This is a genomic window from Marinobacter sp. SBS5, assembly GCF_048285575.1.
In the GTDB taxonomy this organism is placed as follows: Bacteria; Pseudomonadota; Gammaproteobacteria; order Pseudomonadales; family Oleiphilaceae; genus Marinobacter.
In genome coordinates this window covers 1,107,430-1,127,603 of the sequence record NZ_JBLWAZ010000001.1, presented here as the reverse complement: position 1 = coordinate 1,127,603, position 20,174 = coordinate 1,107,430, and the positions used below count along the sequence as shown (strand labels likewise).

Annotated in this window: 10 protein-coding genes; 2 read left to right on the top strand and 8 right to left on the bottom strand. The window is 53.9% G+C overall.

Annotation, left to right across the window (positions count from 1 at the left end; genetic code table 11):
* The 6 genes from ACNQ6O_RS05330 to ACNQ6O_RS05305 all read right to left on the bottom strand — a co-directional run.
* Nucleotides 1–7,182, bottom strand: a 7,182-nt coding sequence (locus ACNQ6O_RS05330) for a DUF4347 domain-containing protein (protein WP_418052192.1), incomplete at its 3' end; no start/stop codon positions are given.
* Nucleotides 7,183–7,226: 44 nt separating this feature from the next.
* Nucleotides 7,227–8,627, bottom strand: a complete 1,401-nt coding sequence (locus tag ACNQ6O_RS05325; protein ID WP_418052191.1) for an efflux RND transporter periplasmic adaptor subunit — start codon at nt 8,625–8,627, stop codon at nt 7,227–7,229.
* Nucleotides 8,628–8,743: 116 nt separating this feature from the next.
* A complete protein-coding gene (locus ACNQ6O_RS05320) occupies nt 8,744–10,891 on the bottom strand; it encodes a hypothetical protein (RefSeq protein WP_418052190.1) in 2,148 nt (715 codons plus the stop codon).
* Nucleotides 10,892–10,899: 8 nt separating this feature from the next.
* The gene (locus ACNQ6O_RS05315) at nt 10,900–12,804 is read right to left on the bottom strand and encodes an efflux RND transporter periplasmic adaptor subunit (protein ID WP_418052189.1); all 1,905 of its coding nucleotides are present in this window, start codon (nt 12,802–12,804) and stop codon (nt 10,900–10,902) included.
* A 116-nt stretch (nt 12,805–12,920) separates the two neighbouring features.
* On the bottom strand, nt 12,921–15,404 hold the full coding sequence (locus tag ACNQ6O_RS05310; protein WP_418052188.1) for a neutral/alkaline non-lysosomal ceramidase N-terminal domain-containing protein: 2,484 nt from the start codon (nt 15,402–15,404) through the stop codon (nt 12,921–12,923).
* Between the two features lie 36 nt (nt 15,405–15,440).
* Nucleotides 15,441–16,748, bottom strand: a complete 1,308-nt coding sequence (locus tag ACNQ6O_RS05305; protein WP_418052187.1) for a YncE family protein — start codon at nt 16,746–16,748, stop codon at nt 15,441–15,443.
* 266 nt (nt 16,749–17,014) lie between these two features.
* On the opposite strand from ACNQ6O_RS05305, the gene ACNQ6O_RS05300 reads away from it, so the two are divergent.
* Both ACNQ6O_RS05300 and ACNQ6O_RS05295 read left to right on the top strand, forming a co-directional pair.
* Nucleotides 17,015–17,467 carry an MgtC/SapB family protein gene (locus ACNQ6O_RS05300; RefSeq protein WP_418052186.1) on the top strand — a complete coding sequence of 151 codons (453 nt, stop codon included), beginning with the start codon at nt 17,015–17,017 and terminating at the stop codon, nt 17,465–17,467.
* Nucleotides 17,468–17,505: 38 nt separating this feature from the next.
* A complete protein-coding gene (locus ACNQ6O_RS05295) occupies nt 17,506–18,198 on the top strand; it encodes a haloacid dehalogenase type II (RefSeq protein ID WP_418052185.1) in 693 nt (230 codons plus the stop codon).
* On the opposite strand, the gene ACNQ6O_RS05290 is transcribed toward ACNQ6O_RS05295, so the two are convergent.
* Together ACNQ6O_RS05290 and ACNQ6O_RS05285 are read right to left on the bottom strand one after the other, a co-directional pair.
* Nucleotides 18,182–18,418, bottom strand: a complete 237-nt coding sequence (locus ACNQ6O_RS05290; RefSeq protein ID WP_418052184.1) for a hypothetical protein — start codon at nt 18,416–18,418, stop codon at nt 18,182–18,184. The genes ACNQ6O_RS05295 and ACNQ6O_RS05290 overlap by 17 nt on opposite strands.
* A gap of 77 nt (nt 18,419–18,495) precedes the next feature.
* Nucleotides 18,496–20,163, bottom strand: a complete 1,668-nt coding sequence (locus ACNQ6O_RS05285) for an alkaline phosphatase D family protein (RefSeq protein ID WP_418052183.1) — start codon at nt 20,161–20,163, stop codon at nt 18,496–18,498.
* Nucleotides 20,164–20,174 lie beyond the last annotated feature (11 nt).

The following is a 20,174-nucleotide window of genomic DNA, read 5'->3' as shown; positions in this document are numbered from 1 at the left end:
CAGCGCGTAGGTCCAGTTGCCACTGCCATCCACGGCGACCGTGCCGTAAGTCGCGGTGCTGCTGGCTAGCGTGCCTTGGCCTGCATCCGGATCGGTGACCGTCACCGTGCCATTGGCGGTATTGTTGCCGGCGTCATCTTCCGTTACCGAGGTGTCGGCAACGGTCACGCTGATCGTGGCTGCGTCATTCGCACCGGTGATGGTGATGTCTTGGGTTTGCGTGGTGCCGTCATCACTCGTGAAGGTGATGGTATCAGTCAGCGTGTCGCCCGCGGCCAGGGCTTGCACCGCGGGGGCGCCGTTATTCAGCGCGTAGGTCCAGTTGCCACTGCCATCTACCGTGACCATGCCGAAATTGGCCGTACTGCTCGCTAACGTGCCTTCACCGGTATCCGGATCACTGATGCTGACTGTGCCGGTAGCGCTGCTGTTACTACCATCGTCTTCGGTGACCGCCGTATCCGTTGCCGTCACGGTGATCGTGGCAGCATCATTCGTACCGTTGACGGTAATCGTAACTTCAGCCGTGTCGAAACCACCATTGCCATCACTGACCTGATAAGTAAATTTATCTGTAGCCGCTTGGCCGGCGCCCAGATGTTGGAATTGGCCGTTCGTGCTGTAGGTAAATAAACCATCTGGCTGAAATGTGACTTCAGCTCCAGAAGCTAGCGTCACTGGAGTTCCCGCTGTAAATGCCCCACCATTAACTAAGCTCACCTGCAGGGAATGCCCCTCCGGATCGCTATCTGCACCCAAGCCCGTATCATCAGTAATGACATTGCCAGAAACATAACTGTCTTCACCCACGGCATAGGCGTCATCCAATGCTAATGGAGCATTGTTGCTACCAATCACGGTAATCGTTACCGTCGCAGGATTCGAATCCACCGTGCCGTCATTGGCGGTATAGCTAAACGTGTCGATGGCAGATTCACCGTCACTAAGGTAATCAAATTTACCATTAGGGTCGTAGGTGAAACTGCCATCGGGATTAAGCGTTACCAGGCCAAGCGTGCCCGTGGTATCGAGATTAGTTGCGGTAAGCGGGTTGGAATCGACATTTATGTCGTTGGCTAGAACACCGTTGATTGCTGCCGCAGCGGTATCCAGAACAGCATCTTCGGTAGTTATATAGCCGCTCCATACTGGTACAGATGCCGGTGCATCAACACCACCAAGCGTACCGTGGTTGCCGAAAGTTGAACGATCTGAAACCGTAGTGCCAACACCCTCATCAAATCGCCAGTTGCCTACAAGACCGGCTTCATCTCCTACCAGCAAGCCGTCCATGTTTTGCTGAATTTCAGTTTCTGTTCGAGTTGTATCCCAGATTCGCACCTCATCGATGAGACCACTGAATCTTTGATCGGTTGCGTTCTCCCGCCCACCAATTCTAAGTTCGTCGAATGTGGCATATACATCGCCTATCTCCCCTGGGGGCCGACTGAACGCATCACCAACCTGTACACCGTTGACATAAGTAATTATCTCTCCGGAGATCCCGTCATAGGTGACGGCGATATGTGCCCATTCCCCTGGCTCAACGAAATAACCTGTCTCGACCCACCCCCAAGTCGGAGTGGTGTCAGCAATGGCCCACTTTATCTCTCCCGTATCAGCAGTAATGCCAATTTCGTATTCACCCTCTTTGCCAACAATAATCTGAGTACCAGTACCTGCCCCGTCATGGTTGATCCAAACCTCCATGGTCAGGTTATTCGTCATTTCAAGGCTGGCACTGTGAGGCACGACTACGTAGTCATCCACGCCGTCAAACGACAGCCCGACACGATCATCCTGCGCGATTGGGGCATCGTTCACCGCGATAACATCGATCGTCATTGTGGCCGGCGATGAGAACCCCACGCTATTAGGGCCCGCAAGCTGATATACCGTGTCGGTATCGGCGTCGGCATGCCAGAACTCTACGCCGTCAAAAGTAAGGCCGGTGGCACCAGTTCCGGGTGATGCAAATCTGGAAAGTTCGCTTCCATTAGTATCAATCTGAATAATTTGCTGGCCGTTACTATCCGCTACCCAAAGACTGCTGCCATCCCAGGTAATATCTCGTAGGTAATCGTCTGGCCAAGCAACACTAGATTGCACCGCGCCCGCGGTATTGAGTTTATAAATAAGGGAGCCATTTCCCTCAACTAGCCAGAGATTGCTACCGTCCCAAGTCAAGCCCCGCGAATCTGTACCTGGAGTTGCGAAACTCGACTGCACGTTACCAAGCGTATCGATTTCATAAACCATATTGGCATCACGACTGATAACCCATAGGTTCGTACCATCGAAAGTGATGCCTGTGGGAGAGGTTCCCGGTGCGGCAAAGCTGGTGACCAAGTTACCGGCGGTGTCGTAGTTATAAATGGTGTCGTTATTCGGGCTGGTGAGCCAAAGTCCATTACCATCGAAGGCCAACCCACTCATCGAATTGACAACGCCTGTGGCAGGAAACGAACCAAGTTCAGTTCCAGTCGCGCCAAACGGCACGCCATCACTTACTTCGAAATTGAAAATGGCATAGCTGGAACCGTTTTCATTAGCAGACGGAACAAAAACGAGATTACCCGCATTGATATCGGCAATTTCAATGATCTGATTAAGAGCAACATCTACTCCTGATAGCTGCAACGTGCCGCTCACGGGCAATGAACTAATGCGCACCTGTTGCAGAGTATCGCCACTGTCTGCATCAGCGAAATTAAAATCGGTTGCGCTGAACACGTAATCAACGTCTTCATTCGTCGTGACCGTGTTGTTGGATGCGGTAGGCACATCATTTACGGGGGCAACGGTAATAGTGGCGACCGCCGTGTCCCCACCCAGCCCCGCATCACTGCTCGAAGTAGAAGCCTGTATCGTAAAATTTCCGCTGCCGCTGAAGTCGGCCGCCGGGGTAAATTTCAACCCGGCACTACCTTCGGCAACTGTGATGAAATCGCCGTTGTTTATCTGAGTGATACCGTCGTTTTTATAGAGTGCTCCGTTAGTGATGCCACTGACCTTATAGTGAGTCACTTCGGAACCATCTGCGGGGTTTGGCAAAATCACCAGACCACTTGTCGATTGAATGTCCTCATTTGTGCTGGCATCGGTAACGGATGGGGTGTCAGCCATAGCGTTGACAGCCACATTCGCGCTAGCCGTCGTTGAGGAGAATGAAGAACTCCCGCCACCAAGCTCTACATATTCAATCTGAACATTGTCGATAGATAACTTGTTGTTTCCAGCGCCTGTTACTCCATCAGATACGTAAAAACGAACCTGCGTGTTTGAGGCAATATAAGCACTTATGTCGAGTGTTTGGGTGCCGACACCTTGGTTCGTACTCGCGTCAAATGTCACCAAAGTATCGTAGGTGGCACCGCCGTCTTTCGAAACCTGAGCGAACAGCTTGGCAGAACTCCCCAGCCCGTTATCGTAGGAAAACGAAAGTGTCGCACTGGTCGCGTTTTCCAGGTTAACTTCACGGTAAATATTGTTTCCAGCGCTGGCGACTTGGATCTTCAGCTCATTCCCAGAAACACTGATCCGGCCATCTTCTGCCGGGTTAGGCTTAACACCGCTTCCATCGACTTCGACCCAGTCAGTACTCCAAACGTTAGTGCCATCACTATTGCTATAAGAGACACTGCTGAACTCATCCCGTACGACCCACGGACTTTCCTCGATCGCCATGGACTCGCCATTGGCACCGTTAGTCTGATCCCAGGCATGGAAGGTAATTCCGTTGGCGACCGTACCGTTCCAGTTCGCATCAGGCACGAATCGCACTAGCGTGTTCACATCGGCAGCCAGCAAACGCGCAGCCGAGGTGCTTGGCGAACCAAACGCCGTCCAAACGCCACCGCCGTTGGTGGTGTACTCCCAAGTACCGTTGGTGTTATCGACCCCGACCACAGCAATACCAGCACTCGACCCACTATCGGCATCGGACACCTGCCCGGCAATCAGCTCCGAGACAAGGGTGCCTGAGTTATTAGAATCGTCTTCGTTGATCGGATTAAGGTCGTTAGCCCCGGTAAGTTCTGGCGCATTGTTACCGTTAGCGATCACAACATTCGCAGCAAACTCCGAGGTATCTCCATACGCAAGCTGGTCATCACTGCCCATTTGCCCTGCATCATCAATTCTGGTGGCAGTTGCAGTAACGTAATCCCCTTCGCTTAACGTAACGCCGCCTAGAGTGACATCAGTGAAACTGGCATCGCCATTAACATCGGTGGTTACTTGCGTGCTTCCTAAGTAGAAGCGACCTTCACCGTTGGTTGCATCCTGAGTTCCGGCCGTGTTACCAAAAAACTCGACCCTGTATCCGGCGCTTACACCATTGGTGTCGAGAGTGCCGCTCAGGGTTAGGTTCGTACCGGTGAGATCAGCCGTGGTGACTATGGGGTAATTTTGAAGATCATTGGCACCGCTATCGCCATCGCCGGAGTCGTTACTGGTCACGCCACTGGTGCCTAAATCGATTCCCAGGCCGCTATTGGAATGGATCTGGTTGCCAAGCACTGTATTGCCATTGCCATTTACAATATTGACACCGTCCAGCGCATTGAAGGCAATGAGGTTTCCAGCGCCTGTTTCGGTGCCGCCGATGAGGTTGCCTGTTGCACTTGATTGGATTTCAATGCCGTCGTCACTGCGATTGCCGCGATCCAGGGTGCCGCTTGCGTCGGTGCCGATGTAGTTACCCTGAAAGATGTTATTTGAGGTGTTAACTTCAATTCCTTCGAAGTTATTAGAGATGACGTTGCGCGCTGATGCGGTAGTGCCACCTATGGTATTACCGGAACCTGAGATGATCGCGATACCAACATCGGTATTACCTGAACCGGAAACACCGTCCGGGTCCAAGCCAATGTAGTTGCCCTGAATGAGGTGTGCAGTGACTCCTGTACCAGCAATGTTAATACCTTCATCGCCGGCGTTGGTGATCACGTTGCCCTCGTTAGCGCCAGTGCCTCCAATTGTGGCATAGGAGCCGATCAACTCAATGCCATCGTCACCGTTACCAACGCCCGTTGAACCCGCGCCTGACGTTCCGATCCAGTTGCCAGTGAACGTCAGGTGGTCGGCGCCTGCCTGAACGAGAATCCCGTCTCTTGTGAACCCGGTTATCATCATGCCTCGAACAATACTGTTGTCCGAGCTGGCCGAAAAACTGAGGCCGTCGACATTATTTCCCGCAGCACTGCCATCAATACGAATCACCGGTGTGCCGGAGAAATCCGGTTCAGAGGTGCCGTCAATCACCAAAGTATCGGTAATTGTGGGCAAGGCACTGTCTAGCGCGATGGTGTGCGCACCATTGACCAAAGGATCGGTAATATTGAACCGAATGATATCGGTAACATCGCTGTTACCCGGGTTGTTAGCAGCTAAGATAGCTTCACGCAGTGAAATCTTGCCATCAGTACCTTTATTGAGGAGTAATTCTTTAATCGAGGACGTGTTCCCATCGGCGACATCATTGGTGGTATCAACTATCACCTGACTGTAGTTGTACAACGCTAGGGCGTAGGGACTTTCCGTTCTTGGGGAACTATCGACCCCGACATCACTGCCATCGAGAAACATGGTAGCCGAGCCCGCGGTCGTGCCTATTCCGGTGGCTGTAAGGCTCAACACAAACACATCATTTTGCGTAACCGGTAGACCGTTGCTGCCCACCGACGCTGGTTCATTTCTAATCGTCGCTAGGATATCCCCTTTAGCCAGCGACTGACCGCCCACGGTGGTAGCAGCTTCGATTACTTCTATGCCCCTCAGCATATCTGGACTTATGCCCAACTTACTGATGTCAATCAGCGGTGTGGTTGTCCCTGTAGTGGTCCCTGCTCCAACCCCCGTCGGCACAAACAGGTCGATGGATGTGGTTACGGAGGTTGATGCAATGAGCAAGAAGCTACCTGCAGCAATATCAGTTCCACCGATGGTGGTGTCCTGCTCGATTAGGGTGACGCCCTTCAAGTCAGAAGAATCCACATCATCAAGTAAAACGGTAAAGGTACCCGCGCTGTAATCATTGAATGTGGATGGGCGAAAGACCAGTAGATCCTTTTCCTGTACCAACATATTTGCGCCGGTCGATGAATACGCTGCAAGTATCGTCTCTTCCTGCAAAAACGAAACAAGTACATCACCCGCTTTCAAATCAAAAGTGCCGTTTGCACCGCCGACAGTGATATCACGGGAAACGAAATGCAAGGCACCCGTATCGACGGGTTGATCAGTATCAACCGTCCCAATGGTGAAGGCATCAAAGTCGAGGACCATGGATAAGTCGCCAGAGGTTGCCTCGCCGTGCGCCAACGTTGCCCCGGAAAACTCAAGCACCTGCCCTTCTGTCCAACTATCCAAGCCATTAGCGCCTGATGACGTAACATCCTGGTCGGTGCTCAACCACAACACCGGTGACAGGCTGCCCTGCCACGTCGCCTGAACTTGCTCACTGAACGCAACATGAGCATCGATCTGACCAACGCTGTACTCCAGCTCCCAATCCCCACCCAGCCCCGCATTACCCGTAAGGTCATCCGATGCAGCAATATCGGCCCCCGTGAAGGTAGCAATACGATCGATCAGGGTTTGGCCATCGGCTGACGCTGCCAGCTCACAGCCATAGAACAAAATATCCGCGTCGGCATTCAGGTGTTCGGCCCAGGATTGCAGCTGGTATTGGTAAGCGGATAGGTTCTGGTTATTGAGCTGAGTATTGCCAAGGTCAACGGCACCATCCTCGCCATGCGAGATCAGGTGAATGGCATCAATTCCTTGGTAGCCTGGCAAGGCTGCTGTGATCTGCGCAATGCCATCGCTGTTATTGTCGAGCAAGATCACTTCAAAACGGCGGCTGTCGTCGCTGTTGGATAGCAGGTCATCAACAAGTTGCTGGTAATCCGGGGTATCGGTATCGACAAACACCAGCTCAAGACGGGGCGAGGCTTCTTCCAGAAGCGATGGTTCAGCAAGCGCGGCATCGGTTTGTTCTTTGTGCAGCTGAGCGGTCTGTTTTTCCAGAACGGCGGCGGTGTCATCCAGCAGTGAGGCCAGAGAATCGTCTGCAGCGGGGTTATCAACCGCTCCGCCAAACATATCTGCGGAGAACATCATCCGGGGCTCTAGAGCTTCGATGACTGGCGCCGTGCGTTTTTTTGTTTTCCTATCCATCAGGCGCCTAACTCCATTTAAGATGCCGCTTCGTCAAGGTTTACTTAACGGCGCGCCAATTCAGGGTAACAAGCCATTGGCTCGAAGGTGGCCGCCGATGCGAGGGAGGCGGCGATACTTTGTAACTGGTCTGGACTATCAGGCTCACCTGCTAAAGCGACATCCAGCCAATATTGTTCAATGTCTTTGCTATGGGGCGTGATTTCGGTAGCAATCCCATTTTGAGCAAGCATTTCCTGGCGCTTATGCGCGAAATCAAGCTTTCTAAAATACCCCAACGCGATACGACCCTTGCTCTCACCATGCGCTAAAACGAAGCGGTCTGTAATACCCACTTCATCAAGACGAGCAAGAAACTGCTTTACCTCTTGTGGGGTGGACGGTTCAACGGCTAACACTCGATAGCCCACGTCTACACTTGCGCTCGCGGTGCGTAACAACAGGCTTTCACTTCGTTGCTCCAGTTTCTCAGCAAGCAGTTCGGCCGTGCTTTTATCCTCAACCGGGCCAACGCTGTAACAGCGTTCCAATGAAGCCTCGCTAGCGCCTTCGATGGCAACAGCAGCACCCGCTTCGTCAGCCACCTGAGGGGGGAGATCCTGCGACTGCGGTAAAAAATTTAATTGGCACCGTAAGCCGGCAGGGATTTTGTAATCAGGGTTGGGAAGGCTTAAGCGCACGCCGTAGGTGCCGCTGGCAGCATCTGCCACACGATCAACACGCTCAACGGTTGCCCGGTAGGCTCCGGAGTTTGCTAGCCCCGTGCGTACATCCGCCTGCATACCCGGAACGATGCGTCCCAAGTAATCCACCGGCACAATCACTTCCACATGAAGGGGGTTGAGCTGAGCAACGCGAGCCACGGGTTCGTCTTCAACGAACTCACCCACCGATTTGAAGCGCTCCATCACCACGCCCTCAACCGGGCTGCGGATGCGGCGCTGCTCTAAAACCAACTGTGCTCGGCGATATTCAAGCTCGGAAATCGCTTTATTATCCTGCTCCTGTTTAACCTGTAATTCGGCGATGCGGGCTTCTGTTTTGGTTTTGTCCCAATCGTGTTGAGATATCGCAGACTTGCGTAAAAGTGCCTGCTCTCGATTTTGGGTAAGAGTGCCAAACCGGGCGCTCTCTTCGCGCAATTCAATCGCTGTATTCTGGTTGGCGCGAGCTCGCGCCAGATCCAGTGACGCTCGTTCTACGCTTGACTCAAGCTCGACGATCACTTCGCCTTTTTTCACCAGGTCGCTACGATAAACGTGAATGGCATCAACAACCCCAGGAACCACACTGCCGACATCAACAATTTCGCTCGGCTCCATGACGCAATCCTGCACGGGGATTTCGCCGTCCACTTCTTCCATCAAGTACTCGTCTGACTGGGCATTTCCAGCAAACAAAACCATGAGTACCAGCACCAATGACGTCCGTGTTTTCATTCTCATAGATAGACTCTTAAGCAACATGTTGATGGGTGATACTCCCCATACTCACTCCAAGCCGACACTTTCGAAAGGCAGGTATGTATTTGAATATGGAACAAAAACACCTATCCACAACATCAAAATGAAAGCCGGCTTAACAAAAGTTGGCGTCCACTTCGCAACCATTGGCTGGCTAACGGCTCAGCGCCATGATCAAAACGCACATAAGCACGCTCGCCCACACCCGCTAATTCAAGACTGACGGGCAGTGACAAGTCCACATGAAACACATCTTCAGCCGCCGTGGTTCCGCCGTTATCACTCATTTTTACGGCGATATTTCCGCCGCCAGCCGTACCCAAGGCTCGGCTGGGTAAAACCGTACTGCCCGCCGGGGTCTGGCGGCTAATATGTGCCGGCACCGTTTCACTCAGCCGTTCAGCAAAACGCACTTCAACTTGGGCTACTTGCTGGCGCACCAAGCCTATTTTCGATTGCGGCACGACCGCCCTGACGATCAATCGTTCCGGGCTGATCACATAACCGATCAACTCTCCTTTGCCCAGATAGCGGCCAACCAACCGGCTTTCATCGGGCAACACAAACACTCCAGGCACTTCGCTGCGAACAATCAGGGAGGCCTTCTGTTCTCTTAGCATAGCCAACTCTGCGTCAACCGATCGCAGCTCGGCATTGGCCATTTCAGACCGAACCCGCCGCTTCATTCGTTCGGCGGCACTGAGGATTCCCAACTCTCTGCGGCGCGCTTCAAGCTTTGCCATTTGCGTTTCCAACGACACCGCGCGCATTCGTATGAGCGGCGTATCCGCCGTTACCAAGGTTCCGGGCTCCACCAGCACTTCTTCCACAAAACCTTCAGCACCGCTATACAGCACGGCTTGTTCCGTAACCCAGACAACACCCTCGGTATGGCTAGTGAGCGATACGGGCACCCATAACAAGCAGGCACTCACACCGCCAATGACTAGGGCGGACACAGTTGCAGCCCGAGCCCGCCGGCCAGTCAATTGCCGCCCTTCAAGCAAAAATCGGGCGCCTCGATACAGCGGCAGTAAAAGCTGCATTCCGACGGCCCACACCCCCAATGCCACCCCGACAAAGAGATACTCTTCCGCCAGAAACAAAACGATGACGAATAGAATAAACAGCCGATACACGAGTGCCGCCAAACCATAAACACCAAACCAAACGGCTTCACCCTCGGCTGTTACCGGTGACCGAGCGGATGGAATCCCAAACAGATATCGCTGGATCAGATAGAGGTAGTAACGACTGGCACGGGTATACAGATTGGGGATCTCAGCAAGGTCCTGCAGGACGTAATAGCCATCGAACCGCAACAATGGATTAGCATTGAAGAGGAAGGTCGATACCGTACAGATCAGCAACGCGTTAAACGCCAGATCACGCACCAGGCCAGGCTCTACCGCCAGCCAGACGAACAGCGCCAGTGCAGCAATAAACAGCTCTACCAACACTCCTACCGCCCCGACTAACGCCCGTTTATACTTGTCGGCAATCTCCCAGGCGGCGGAGGCATCCACATAGGGCACGGGGGCAAGCACCAAGAGCGTAACCCCCATCTCATGGACTTCCCCACCCCACATCTTGACGGTAAACGCGTGCGCGAACTCGTGAATAACCTTGATGATAACGAAGGTCATCAGCATCAGAACAAGGTTGGCTGGCAAGAGGACATCCGCGTTAACGGAAGCGCTGATTTCCGGAATGTTCACCAAACCCAGTAGGCCTGCAAACCCCACCACCAGCAACCAGACGGCCGCCCCCATTGGAGAAAATACGGGGCGAACCCAAGGCATAAAGCGATTCAGTATGGTGTCTGGGTCCAGCAACGGAATCCGTATCGCCAATGGATTCATGACCGCCCGCTGCCTGCGGATACGGCGCTCATTCTGAAAACGGTTAAAAAACTCTTTCGCTTCGCTCGGCAACTCACTCCGCAGCAGATCCATGGCGAATAGCTGAGTCAGAATCAGCACGATATCGTCTTGGCTTGGTGCATCCTCGCCGAGAACCGCGTGTGTTTTGCTGAAGATCTCTTCCACGCTGTGCTCGCCATCAAGGCGACCGATAAATTCGTAGGCTGAGGCATTGAACCGAAGATGGCGCCCGCTGGCCTGATCACGCAGGAGATACCAACGCTCGCCACGGTACTGCCGAGGATAGGTTCGCACGTGCTTGCGCAGTCTGGGGCAAAGTGGGGCAAGCAAAGGCCAATTTGGGTTCGAGGATGCAGCGGTCATGTTTTCGGCTACCACCCCGCTGCCCAAACCCAAAGACGAATACGATCAACGATGGAATGGGTCCAAATCCAGAGCAAACTCTGTTGCCCCATATCGACCTTGGCCACTCCTCTCATGCCGGGGCGCAGTGATGATGCGGGGTCATCCAGCGAGGCTTCGACCCGGAAATAATTTCGGGTGTCTTTGGAAACCGCCACGGGAACAACTTGCTCAATCACAAAATCGAAGGTTGTTCTAGGCAACGCGGCTATGATCAGATGCCCGGCCTTACCTTTTTCCAGGCCAGCCGCGTCTTTTTCATCCACCTCCAACACCACTCGATAGCTTTCAAGTGGCGCAATCTCGTACAGCACCTGCCCGGTCTCAACCGGAGCCCCCAAAGACTGGCTGAGGTCACCACTCACTACCACGCCATCGAAGGGCGCGTAGAGTTCAGTCCGTTTTAGCTGCTCGTCCACCAGTCTGATTTCAGCACTGACCTGATCCAGTTGTGCTCGCAGCACACTGAGTTCAACTCTTTCACGCTTAGCCAGTGCATCCTGATACTCAGCTTGGATTTTGTTGTACTCACTTTGCCACTTCTGGCGTTCAAGCTGCAGGTTACGGTCGTCCAGCACCGCGATCAGCTGCCCGGTTTCAACTAGATCACCTGCCCTGACCTCTGCCTGTTTGACATAGCCATTTTGTGGCGCCGCCAACACCTGACGAACGGCACCTTCGATACTGGCCGGCGAAGTCATCTCATAGGTTCCGTCTACCACGGCAAGTACCGCCACTAGCAGCAAAACCGACAACAAGCCCATTTTTAACTTCATATAAGCCGGACCGAACACCCCAGCCGCCAGCTCTCTCAGTGCTTCGATACCTTTAGCCCAAGACGAGCGTTCTTCTCGCCGCTTCAATTCCAACGCGGGGCCCACCAAGTTAGCCAGCGATTGGCACAAGGCTATCGTTTCCTTGTTGAAGGGCTCACTCCCCCCACGCTCCAAGGTAATCGCACCGATGATGTTTGACCGGCCCCGTAGCGGGATGGTGCAGATCGCCATGCCCTGCTGCTCTTCCGCCAATTCGGCATGAGCCCGAGAGACCGCGGATTCCCGCTCTTTAATCGGGGGGTAAACCATGGTAATTCTTTGATCCACCGCCTCTTCCATGGCGGCCTCAATTTTTCGCACAAGCTGTGTACGGAGATCAAAGCTCGCCATGTGAGAGATCGCTTGAAGCCGTATGGGCAAGCCGCACCGAAACCCGACATTGACTCGTTCACACCCAAAGTGATCCGCTAACTGATTAGCCGTTTCCATAGCTGCGGCATGGGATGAAGAATGCCCGAGGATGGCGGTCATTGCCGCTAAAGAAAAAGCGCCGGCTTCCTGATCAGTAGCAAGTTGCTGTTGAATCAGGGTTTCCATCCATAAACCACCCCACTGCAATAACTGCAGTACAGCACGCTGCTGTGCCTCGGAACGTGGCGAGATCATAACAGCGACAACCGCTACCGGCTTCTGGTCAACCAGCAATGGACAGGCGAGCAGTTCACAAGTTCGCTGATTCTCAGGGCCATAGCGCTGGTGCGAGCGAACAATGCCTTTGTTTTTCAGGAGTGCTTGGTTAGCGGTTTCAATCAGAAGGGTTTCGCCTTCACCGACTTCGGGCCAGAGCGAGAGGGCTTGTCCCTGGCGCTGGGCATCCGCTGGCAAATATAGTGCCCCACGAATAATCCCGGTAATCATGCGGCATTGCCACGCCAACCAGCGTTGCGCCATGTCGGCTGACAGAGGGGGTGATTTCGTCGAGTTGCTTCCAGAATCCGAGGGGTTGTGTTCCGCTCGCTTTAGGGCTGCCACCTCGACAGTTCCATCTGAAAACTTATCAGATCCGAGGGGCGGTGGTACCAGCGAACTGTTTGGCATAGGGTGGCTCTTGAAGTGCAGTCCTTCGCATATGTAGATAAAAATAGCACGAAGCCACCCTATCGCCAGTTATCGAGTGTTATTTTTTGTACGATTTTCGAGCACTAAGGGGTCGATCAGGGGCAGATCGCCAGTGACCCCGCTACTTCGACCACCCCGCTGACACCTTCCCAAGCACCGCCTGGCTGCGCCACACCTTTGGCTCTCAGACGATAAGTGCCAGGCTCCAGATTCCTTGGCAACTGCCAGCTCACCGTCGCTTCCGATGCACCTGTAAACGGCAAATCTATAGCAAACGGCGGCAAGAATTTCGGATGCCAGGTGTATAAAAGGTTCGGGGCGCGGTCTGTTGCTACCACTTCCCAGTTGCCATCTTCGTTGAGTCGTTCTGCATAGGCATAACTGTCGTTCAGCATCAGATCGTTACGTGGGTGACTGGCCTGAAACCGGGCGGAGATCTCATCGCCAGGCGCCGCCACGGCCGACACATCCTCAAGCACCGTTCCGAAAGCCTGTTCGCCGGGGCTATCACTCGGAATATATAGAGGTCTGCGCAATACAGGTTTCACCTGCGGCAGATCCGGCCCAACAGGCAAAACGGTGCCCTGGACCATGGAATCCGCAAGCTTTCTGAGTTCTTGGCTCACGGCCGCCAGGCTCCATGGGCCAAACGCCGTTGAAGCGCCCTCATACTGCTGACTGGCGTACTCTTCTCGTGTGGTAAGGTAATGGATATAGCCATTCACAAGACCCGCAATGACCACCGTATCAACACCCACCGGCGCCAGCTCTTCCAGCACCATCTCCCGTAAACGCCGGGCAGACATAGTGGTGACTTCCCAAGGCAAGCCTACCAATGCCAAGTTACCAATCTGAAATATCTGCAAGGGATGGACCGCTGGTTCAAAATTAGACGTTAAACCTAGCAACCCCGTTACTGTGTTCGGTAACCCACCTGCAATTTCGCCAAGATTGGTTGGAAGCAAGATAGGCTTTTCAGCATGGCAGCCCAGCCCTAACAACGGCAGATGCTGCACGTTACACAACAGAAAGTCACTGACCACCTGTAGCGGCATAGCCATTTCGGTCAGACCCGCAAAGTCCGAGGCGGCACTTTTTAGGAGATCCGGCGAAACACTGCAGGTAAGACCTTCCTGACTGATGGGCCCCGGCCCATCTTCCGCGCCGGCCGGGAAGGAAACCCCAAGCGCAGCATTACAGGTTTGTTTACTGGCCACATCCAGTTCCGGCGGATGTTCTAGCCGGGAAAGGACCTTCGGGTCTGTGACGGTGACTTTGTTCATCTGCACGTGCAGCAGCCGATAATCCACACCACCGGTTAATAGCTGCCCTTCTTGCCAAAGCTCCAGCGCACGAGCCAGTTGTTTGGTGCCGGAGATAGCATTGGAATCCATCGGCGTTTCGCCGCCACCTCGGCGAGGGTCCGGATGCGGAAACTCATTGATGAAAATATTCGGGGAAGCATCTCCCTCATCCGCTTGAGCAAACGCTGCTACGAAGCTGTCTTTACCCGGGTCTGCCCGATATTCCGTTGCCATGATTTCCTCGAAACCGAGCGAGGCAAAGCCTTTGACATCGGAGCTGACGTAAGGAACTTCCGGTCCCATCACCGTCGGATGCACACCAAACCAGTTAATCACACCAACCGGGCTGCCACTCTTACGGCGCAGATTGAGTTGCACCATGGTTTTGGCAACATCCACTTCCTCGCCACGGACATTCACGTACTGCTGCCGTTCCTGCTCCGGGTTCATCGCGTAAGCCGGGCGCGAACGGTTAATGTTGGTGTTCAACAACTCCCCTACCGCCATTTCGATGGGGGCGGTTTGATCGTTGGCTTCGATATTTCGATGCGCACGGACAATGGCATCAACAATGCCATTAACGATGGTTTTGTAGACGAGAGAATCAAACCCTAGATGCAACGCGTTCCCGGCTTCGTGGTGTGCATAGCCGGCTGGCCCGTTATGGGTATGAGTAGCCGACAGCATAAGGTTGTCGGCGGTGTAATAAGCCGCCAACTCAGAATCTTTTGCCAAAGCGTCAAGAACGCCATTGCGAATAGAGCCCCACATCAAACCAATGTCGGCCGAAACGAACATCACGCGTTTGCCGTTGCAAGGTGATTCTATAGCAAACGCACGAGCATACTGACGTTGGTGAAGCCCGAGCATCACTTGACCGGTATCTTCCCAGCCCGCACCGCTTTTCAGGGCAATGGGGCCGGTAATATCCGACAACCCACTGCCGAAGCGAAACTCCTGGTTATTGGCACACGAACCGGCCACCGCTTGGACAATCGTCTGAGCGCTACGCGTTTCAGGACCCACCATCGAAGGCGCATCCCTTCCTTTGCCGACAGCTCGCAGCGGGCTTTCGATCACGCATTGGGCCAGCTCTGGATTAGCGAAAGCGGCCACACTTTGACTTGCTTCAACCGGAGGTTTGGGTTCTTTATGGTCAGCCCCTTGCTGTGCAGCAGCAGAACCATCCTCATCGCCGCCACAAGCCATTAGCAACGCACTGGCAAACGCCAACCCGAAATGACGAGACACTGTACGGTTTTTGTTGTTTTTCATCAGAGTTCCTTTTGATCGCTGCCAGTGATTCAGGTGTCAGAACGGCGTCGTCCAGCCATCAGGCACGCTGCCTTCGCGGATACGTTGCGGGTGGTCTCCCACATCTACTCGGACTACTTCCTCAGCCCGCTCGATATTGATCACTGACATTTGATCCGTGCCGCTCCAAGACACAAAGCAGTTCTCGCCAGAAGCATCACGGGTGATCCAATAGGGCTTCTCGCCCAAGCCTTCCAGCAATTCATATTCGAACGTTTCACGATCAACAATGGCCACGTAGTCGCTCATGGTCCCGGCGACACACAGCTTTTCGTCACCGCCGCCCATTGAGATTCCGTGGTGTGCTGAATCATTCACATACAGCTCAACCGGTAAGTCAGGGACACGGTTAGGTAGATTGGCCACGCGGGTAATTTTGTCGTTTTCCATATCGTATTCCACGAACCCGTGGAAGAAGGAGAGCTGGAAGTAGAAGAATTTTTCATCCTCGGTGTGCGCCATGGGGCGAATGGCCGGGCTCATATCGGGGTAACCCGCTTCCGCCAGCTTTTCACTGATGTCGAAGCTTTTGATGTCTTCCCAGGTTTCTGTATCAACCACTTTGAAGATGCGCTCGCCCTTGGTGTCCTTAAGTGCTCCACGGTCTGCCGCAGTGAACACGTGCCCGATGCTGGCGTGATAGATCTTCTTGCCGTCTTTCGAGTACACGTTTTCATGGGGTGAGTTACCGGTCGGGAAACGGGCTTTCTCTTCGCCAGTCCATACATCCAGAATATGAACCACCTTGCCGGTTGAGGCTGATACGGCAACCTCTGTGCCATCCGGTGACAACGCCATGTGGTCAGAGCGAATGCCCTCCACCTCGAACCGCCACACAATGTCGTTGGAAGCAATATCGATGGCTACGACATCCGCAAAACTGGGGCGCGAAACAATTAACAGCTCTCCGTTTCGGGTGCTGTACATGTCGTCTACGTACTGGTTGTGGCCTTCTCCGATCAACAACGCGATGCCATGAAACGCAGCCAACTTGACCGGATTGAGCCAAATTTCTTGCATCCGCTCGTCTTTATCAGGGATGCCATTGATGCGGCCAATCTTTACGTAGCTTTCGCCATCAATGACATCGATGACGCCATCCCAGTTACTGCCAACAAACACCACAGGTTTGGCACCGTCTTCAACAGGAAAGGAGGCTGAAGGCTCGTTGTCAGGTTGTGTTTGCTCCGTTGGGTTTGGGGCCGAGGTGTTGCGATCATTGTCACCAGTGCTTTCACTCTCGCCCATGCAGCCGGACAAGACCAGAGCCATCAAAAAGGGTGTAAGGGGGGCAGTTAAACGCATCGAAAGGGCTCCATATTGTTATCTATTGTTGTTCTCTGACCAAGCCACAAAATAACGTGACAGTTAGTCGTATTGAATTATGAGTACAGCGTCACATTTTCGGCTATGGCAGAAATGACAGAGCCATTGGCAGAATCGTCAATTCGGCCAATCAATGCCCTTCGGCGCACTCTCCCCACCACGGGAAACTCACCCGCGTTCGAGCCAAGCTCAGGAGCTGCTATCCTGTTCTAAAAGAAAACAATGCTTCACCACTGGAGAGGACTATGGACGAGAGCGAAATCCCCCTGCTAGACATGATCATTCGCTTTTTAGCCGCGGCCGGGCTTGCCTTTTTACTTGGTCTGGAGCGGGAATTAAGAGGGAAACCGGCGGGGCTGAGATCTCATATGTTGGTATCGCTTGGCGCTTGCGCTTTCATCATGATGGGTATGCACATTCTGCTGGCCACGGCGACAGGCGACCCCTCAGCCCGCATAGATCCCAGCCGCATTGTTGAAGGCGTTGTTGGCGGCATTGGATTTTTAGGCGCAGGTTGCATCATACAAAGCCGCGGCAATGTTCAAGGCATCACAACTGGCGCATCCATATGGATCGCTGGCGCCATTGGTGTAGCATGCGGGCTAGGCACCATAGTACTGGCAGGCTTGCTGACAGGCTTTGCTCTGATTACGGTGGTTGTTTTGGGCCGTTTTGAACGTGAAGTTATCGAGGACTGATCGAGCCCACATTCGCCTTGCCAGAACGAGGATGCCGCATGACCAGCAAGAAGTCCGCACCGATCATCGTATTCGATGTTAATGAAACCCTTCTCGACATTACCACCCTAGAACCCTTGTTTGAGCGCATGTTTGGGGACCCAGGCATTCTCCGGGAGTGGTTTGCACAGCTGGTGCTCTACTCCCAAACGATGACGTTGTCCGGCCTTTATACACCCTTCAACAAGCTGGGCGCAGCGGCTCTACAAATGACCGCTACAACTCACCAGATAACGTGCACCGATAACGATGTTGAAGAGTTAGGGGCACGAATGCGCAACATGCCGGCCCACCCGGATGTCGTCCCTGCTCTCACCCGCTTGAAAGATGCTGGATTCCGGCTAGTCACGCTGACCAACTCCCCCAGCGCTGCTTCACCGACGCCGCTGGATGAAGCCGGTTTAAGCCAGTTTTTTGAGCGTACTTTTAGCGTTGAGGCAACGAGCAAGTTCAAGCCGGCCCCGGAGACCTATCAACACGTGGCACAAAAGCTCTCTGTCCGGACATCGGAGCTGTGTCTTGTAGCCTGCCACCTTTGGGACACCATAGGTGCACAGGCCGCTGGCTGCCAGGGCGCTTTTCTTGCGCGTCCTCATAACGCGTTCTTACCCGCGCCCGGCGTTCCGCATCCTGACTTTATGGCATCAGACCTAACCGAATTGGCTGAGCGGATCATTAACAACGCGCTCTAAAGGCCTGTTGCCCTAAAGCAAAAAAACTCATCGACTCAGTGCTCTGCACTCCATCTGACTCAACGGGCGGCTCATCAGGTCCGGGACTCACTTTTGGCGGATCGTTGGGCAGATTTTCTCCACCATCCGAACCACCCTGCCCTCCACACGCGGCCAAAGCGGAAACACTGGCACCACCAATCAACAACTGGCGCAAAAAAACGCGGCGATCGTTACTCATGCCAGAGCCTCCTCTTGTACTTTATGTTCTGGCGCCAACGGAGGCGTAGTGCGCTTGGGCGCGCAGGGAACCTTGCTCTACTGAATGTGGTTGTCACCACTCGCGGTATACCAACCCATTGCAAAGTGCTCTTGATTACTAGGCTCTGATACGGTTTCTAAATGGAACCAGTCTGCCTGGCACCGCTCTGGCGTAACATCCAGAACCATATAACCGCGGTGGTAAAAATCGAGCCATTTGATGTGCGGGTTTGCGGGGATCAAATAACCTTTAGCCAAATCCGAGATTCCCTTGGTGGGCGCGCCTGGCGAGGTAACCGCCGGAGTAACGAACTCAACCGCCAACGCCCCTTCACCCGTGAACCGGTTATAGGCGAACCAGTTACCGGGATCGATGCTTACATCCATCGCCCATGAAGAATGAATATCACCGGTCAACACCACCGCATTATCCAGGCTCATCGCCTCGATACGCCCTAACAAAGCACGGCGACTGGCTTCATAGCCATCCCATTGGTCATAGTTCACTTGCGCACCACCGCCCAAATCCAGGTTGGGCATATCGGGCAAAGCGCCCAGCGTCAGCGGAGACAACATCACTTGCTGGCCCAGTAAATGCCACTGGGCACCGCGGATTTGAGAATGTTCCAATTGTTCGAACAACCACTTCTGCTGGTCATCTCCGAGCAGAGAGCGGTTTCGGTCACGAGCCGTGACCGGGGAATCGGTCTGCTGGTCGCGGCCGATCAGACGGGTATCCAACATCATCAGCGAAGCAAGCTGGCCAAACTCGAACGACCGGTAGATACGAACTTGCCGGTCAGGCAACACGGGGCTTATCGGCATCCATTCATAGTAGGCCTGCACCGCAGCCCGCTTGCGGTCCGCGTAGCTGCCTTCGCCCTCATTATGGTCCTCTGCCCCATCCGACCAGGCGTCATTCGTGATTTCATGATCATCCCAGACACAGATAAACGGATGTTGGCGGTGGCACTCTTGAAGATCGACGTCGGTGCGGTTGAGCGCATAACGGCGCCGATAATCTGACAAGCTGACGATTTCATGGGGAGGGTCGAGCGGACGAAGCTTTTCCACCCCTGGATCGCCATACTCGCCCGAGCCGTATTCGTAGATGTAATCACCCAGAAACAACACAGCATCCAGATCACGGCGGAAGGCAACTTTGCGATAAGCGTTAAAGAAGCCATAGGAATAGTTTGCGCAGGCCATGACTGCCAATCGTAAATGCTCGAGCGACTGATGAGCGTACGCGGTTGTTTTGGTTCGCCCTATCGGCGAGAAGTAGCCGAGAGACTCAAACTGATAGAACCAGATGGTATTCGCCTCGGGGAGCATCGCGTCAATTTTGATGGTGTAGTCTGCTTGTGAGCGGGCATAACCCACGCCTTCGTATACCACATCGCTAAACTCGGGGTTCCGTGATACACGGACAATAACCGGTATCTCATCCAGCCCTTCGGCAGTAATCCGAGTCCACAAGATCACTTGCCGAGCTAGGGGGTCGCCGCTTGCAACGCCATGCTGAAACGGCGAAGGCCCGCCCCAATCGGGCATTGCGGGCTTTTCGAAACCAGGCGTTCCAACCACATCGGAGCCACCACCATTTCCATCAGGGGACGTAACAACAGTATCAGCCCCGCCAGACCCCGCTCCGTTGCAGGCAGATAAAGCCACCAGCGATACGCCGGCAGCGCTGCTTTTCACCAAAAAGTCCCTGCGCTTCATCAAATACCCCC

Bases quoted from the DNA above. Each gene is read 5' to 3' on its own strand.
- ACNQ6O_RS05310 (WP_418052188.1), bottom strand. From the start codon at position 15,404: ATGAAAAACAACAAAAACCGTACAGTGTCTCGTCATTTCGGGTTGGCG.
- ACNQ6O_RS05320 (WP_418052190.1), bottom strand. From the start codon at position 10,891: ATGACCGCTGCATCCTCGAACCCAAATTGGCCTTTGCTTGCCCCACTT.
- ACNQ6O_RS05315 (WP_418052189.1), bottom strand. From the start codon at position 12,804: ATGCCAAACAGTTCGCTGGTACCACCGCCCCTCGGATCTGATAAGTTT.
- ACNQ6O_RS05285 (WP_418052183.1), bottom strand. From the start codon at position 20,163: ATGAAGCGCAGGGACTTTTTGGTGAAAAGCAGCGCTGCCGGCGTATCG.
- ACNQ6O_RS05290 (WP_418052184.1), bottom strand. From the start codon at position 18,418: ATGAGTAACGATCGCCGCGTTTTTTTGCGCCAGTTGTTGATTGGTGGT.
- ACNQ6O_RS05305 (WP_418052187.1), bottom strand. From the start codon at position 16,748: ATGCGTTTAACTGCCCCCCTTACACCCTTTTTGATGGCTCTGGTCTTG.
- ACNQ6O_RS05295 (WP_418052185.1), top strand. From the start codon at position 17,506: ATGACCAGCAAGAAGTCCGCACCGATCATCGTATTCGATGTTAATGAA.
- ACNQ6O_RS05300 (WP_418052186.1), top strand. From the start codon at position 17,015: ATGGACGAGAGCGAAATCCCCCTGCTAGACATGATCATTCGCTTTTTA.
- ACNQ6O_RS05325 (WP_418052191.1), bottom strand. From the start codon at position 8,627: ATGAGAATGAAAACACGGACGTCATTGGTGCTGGTACTCATGGTTTTG.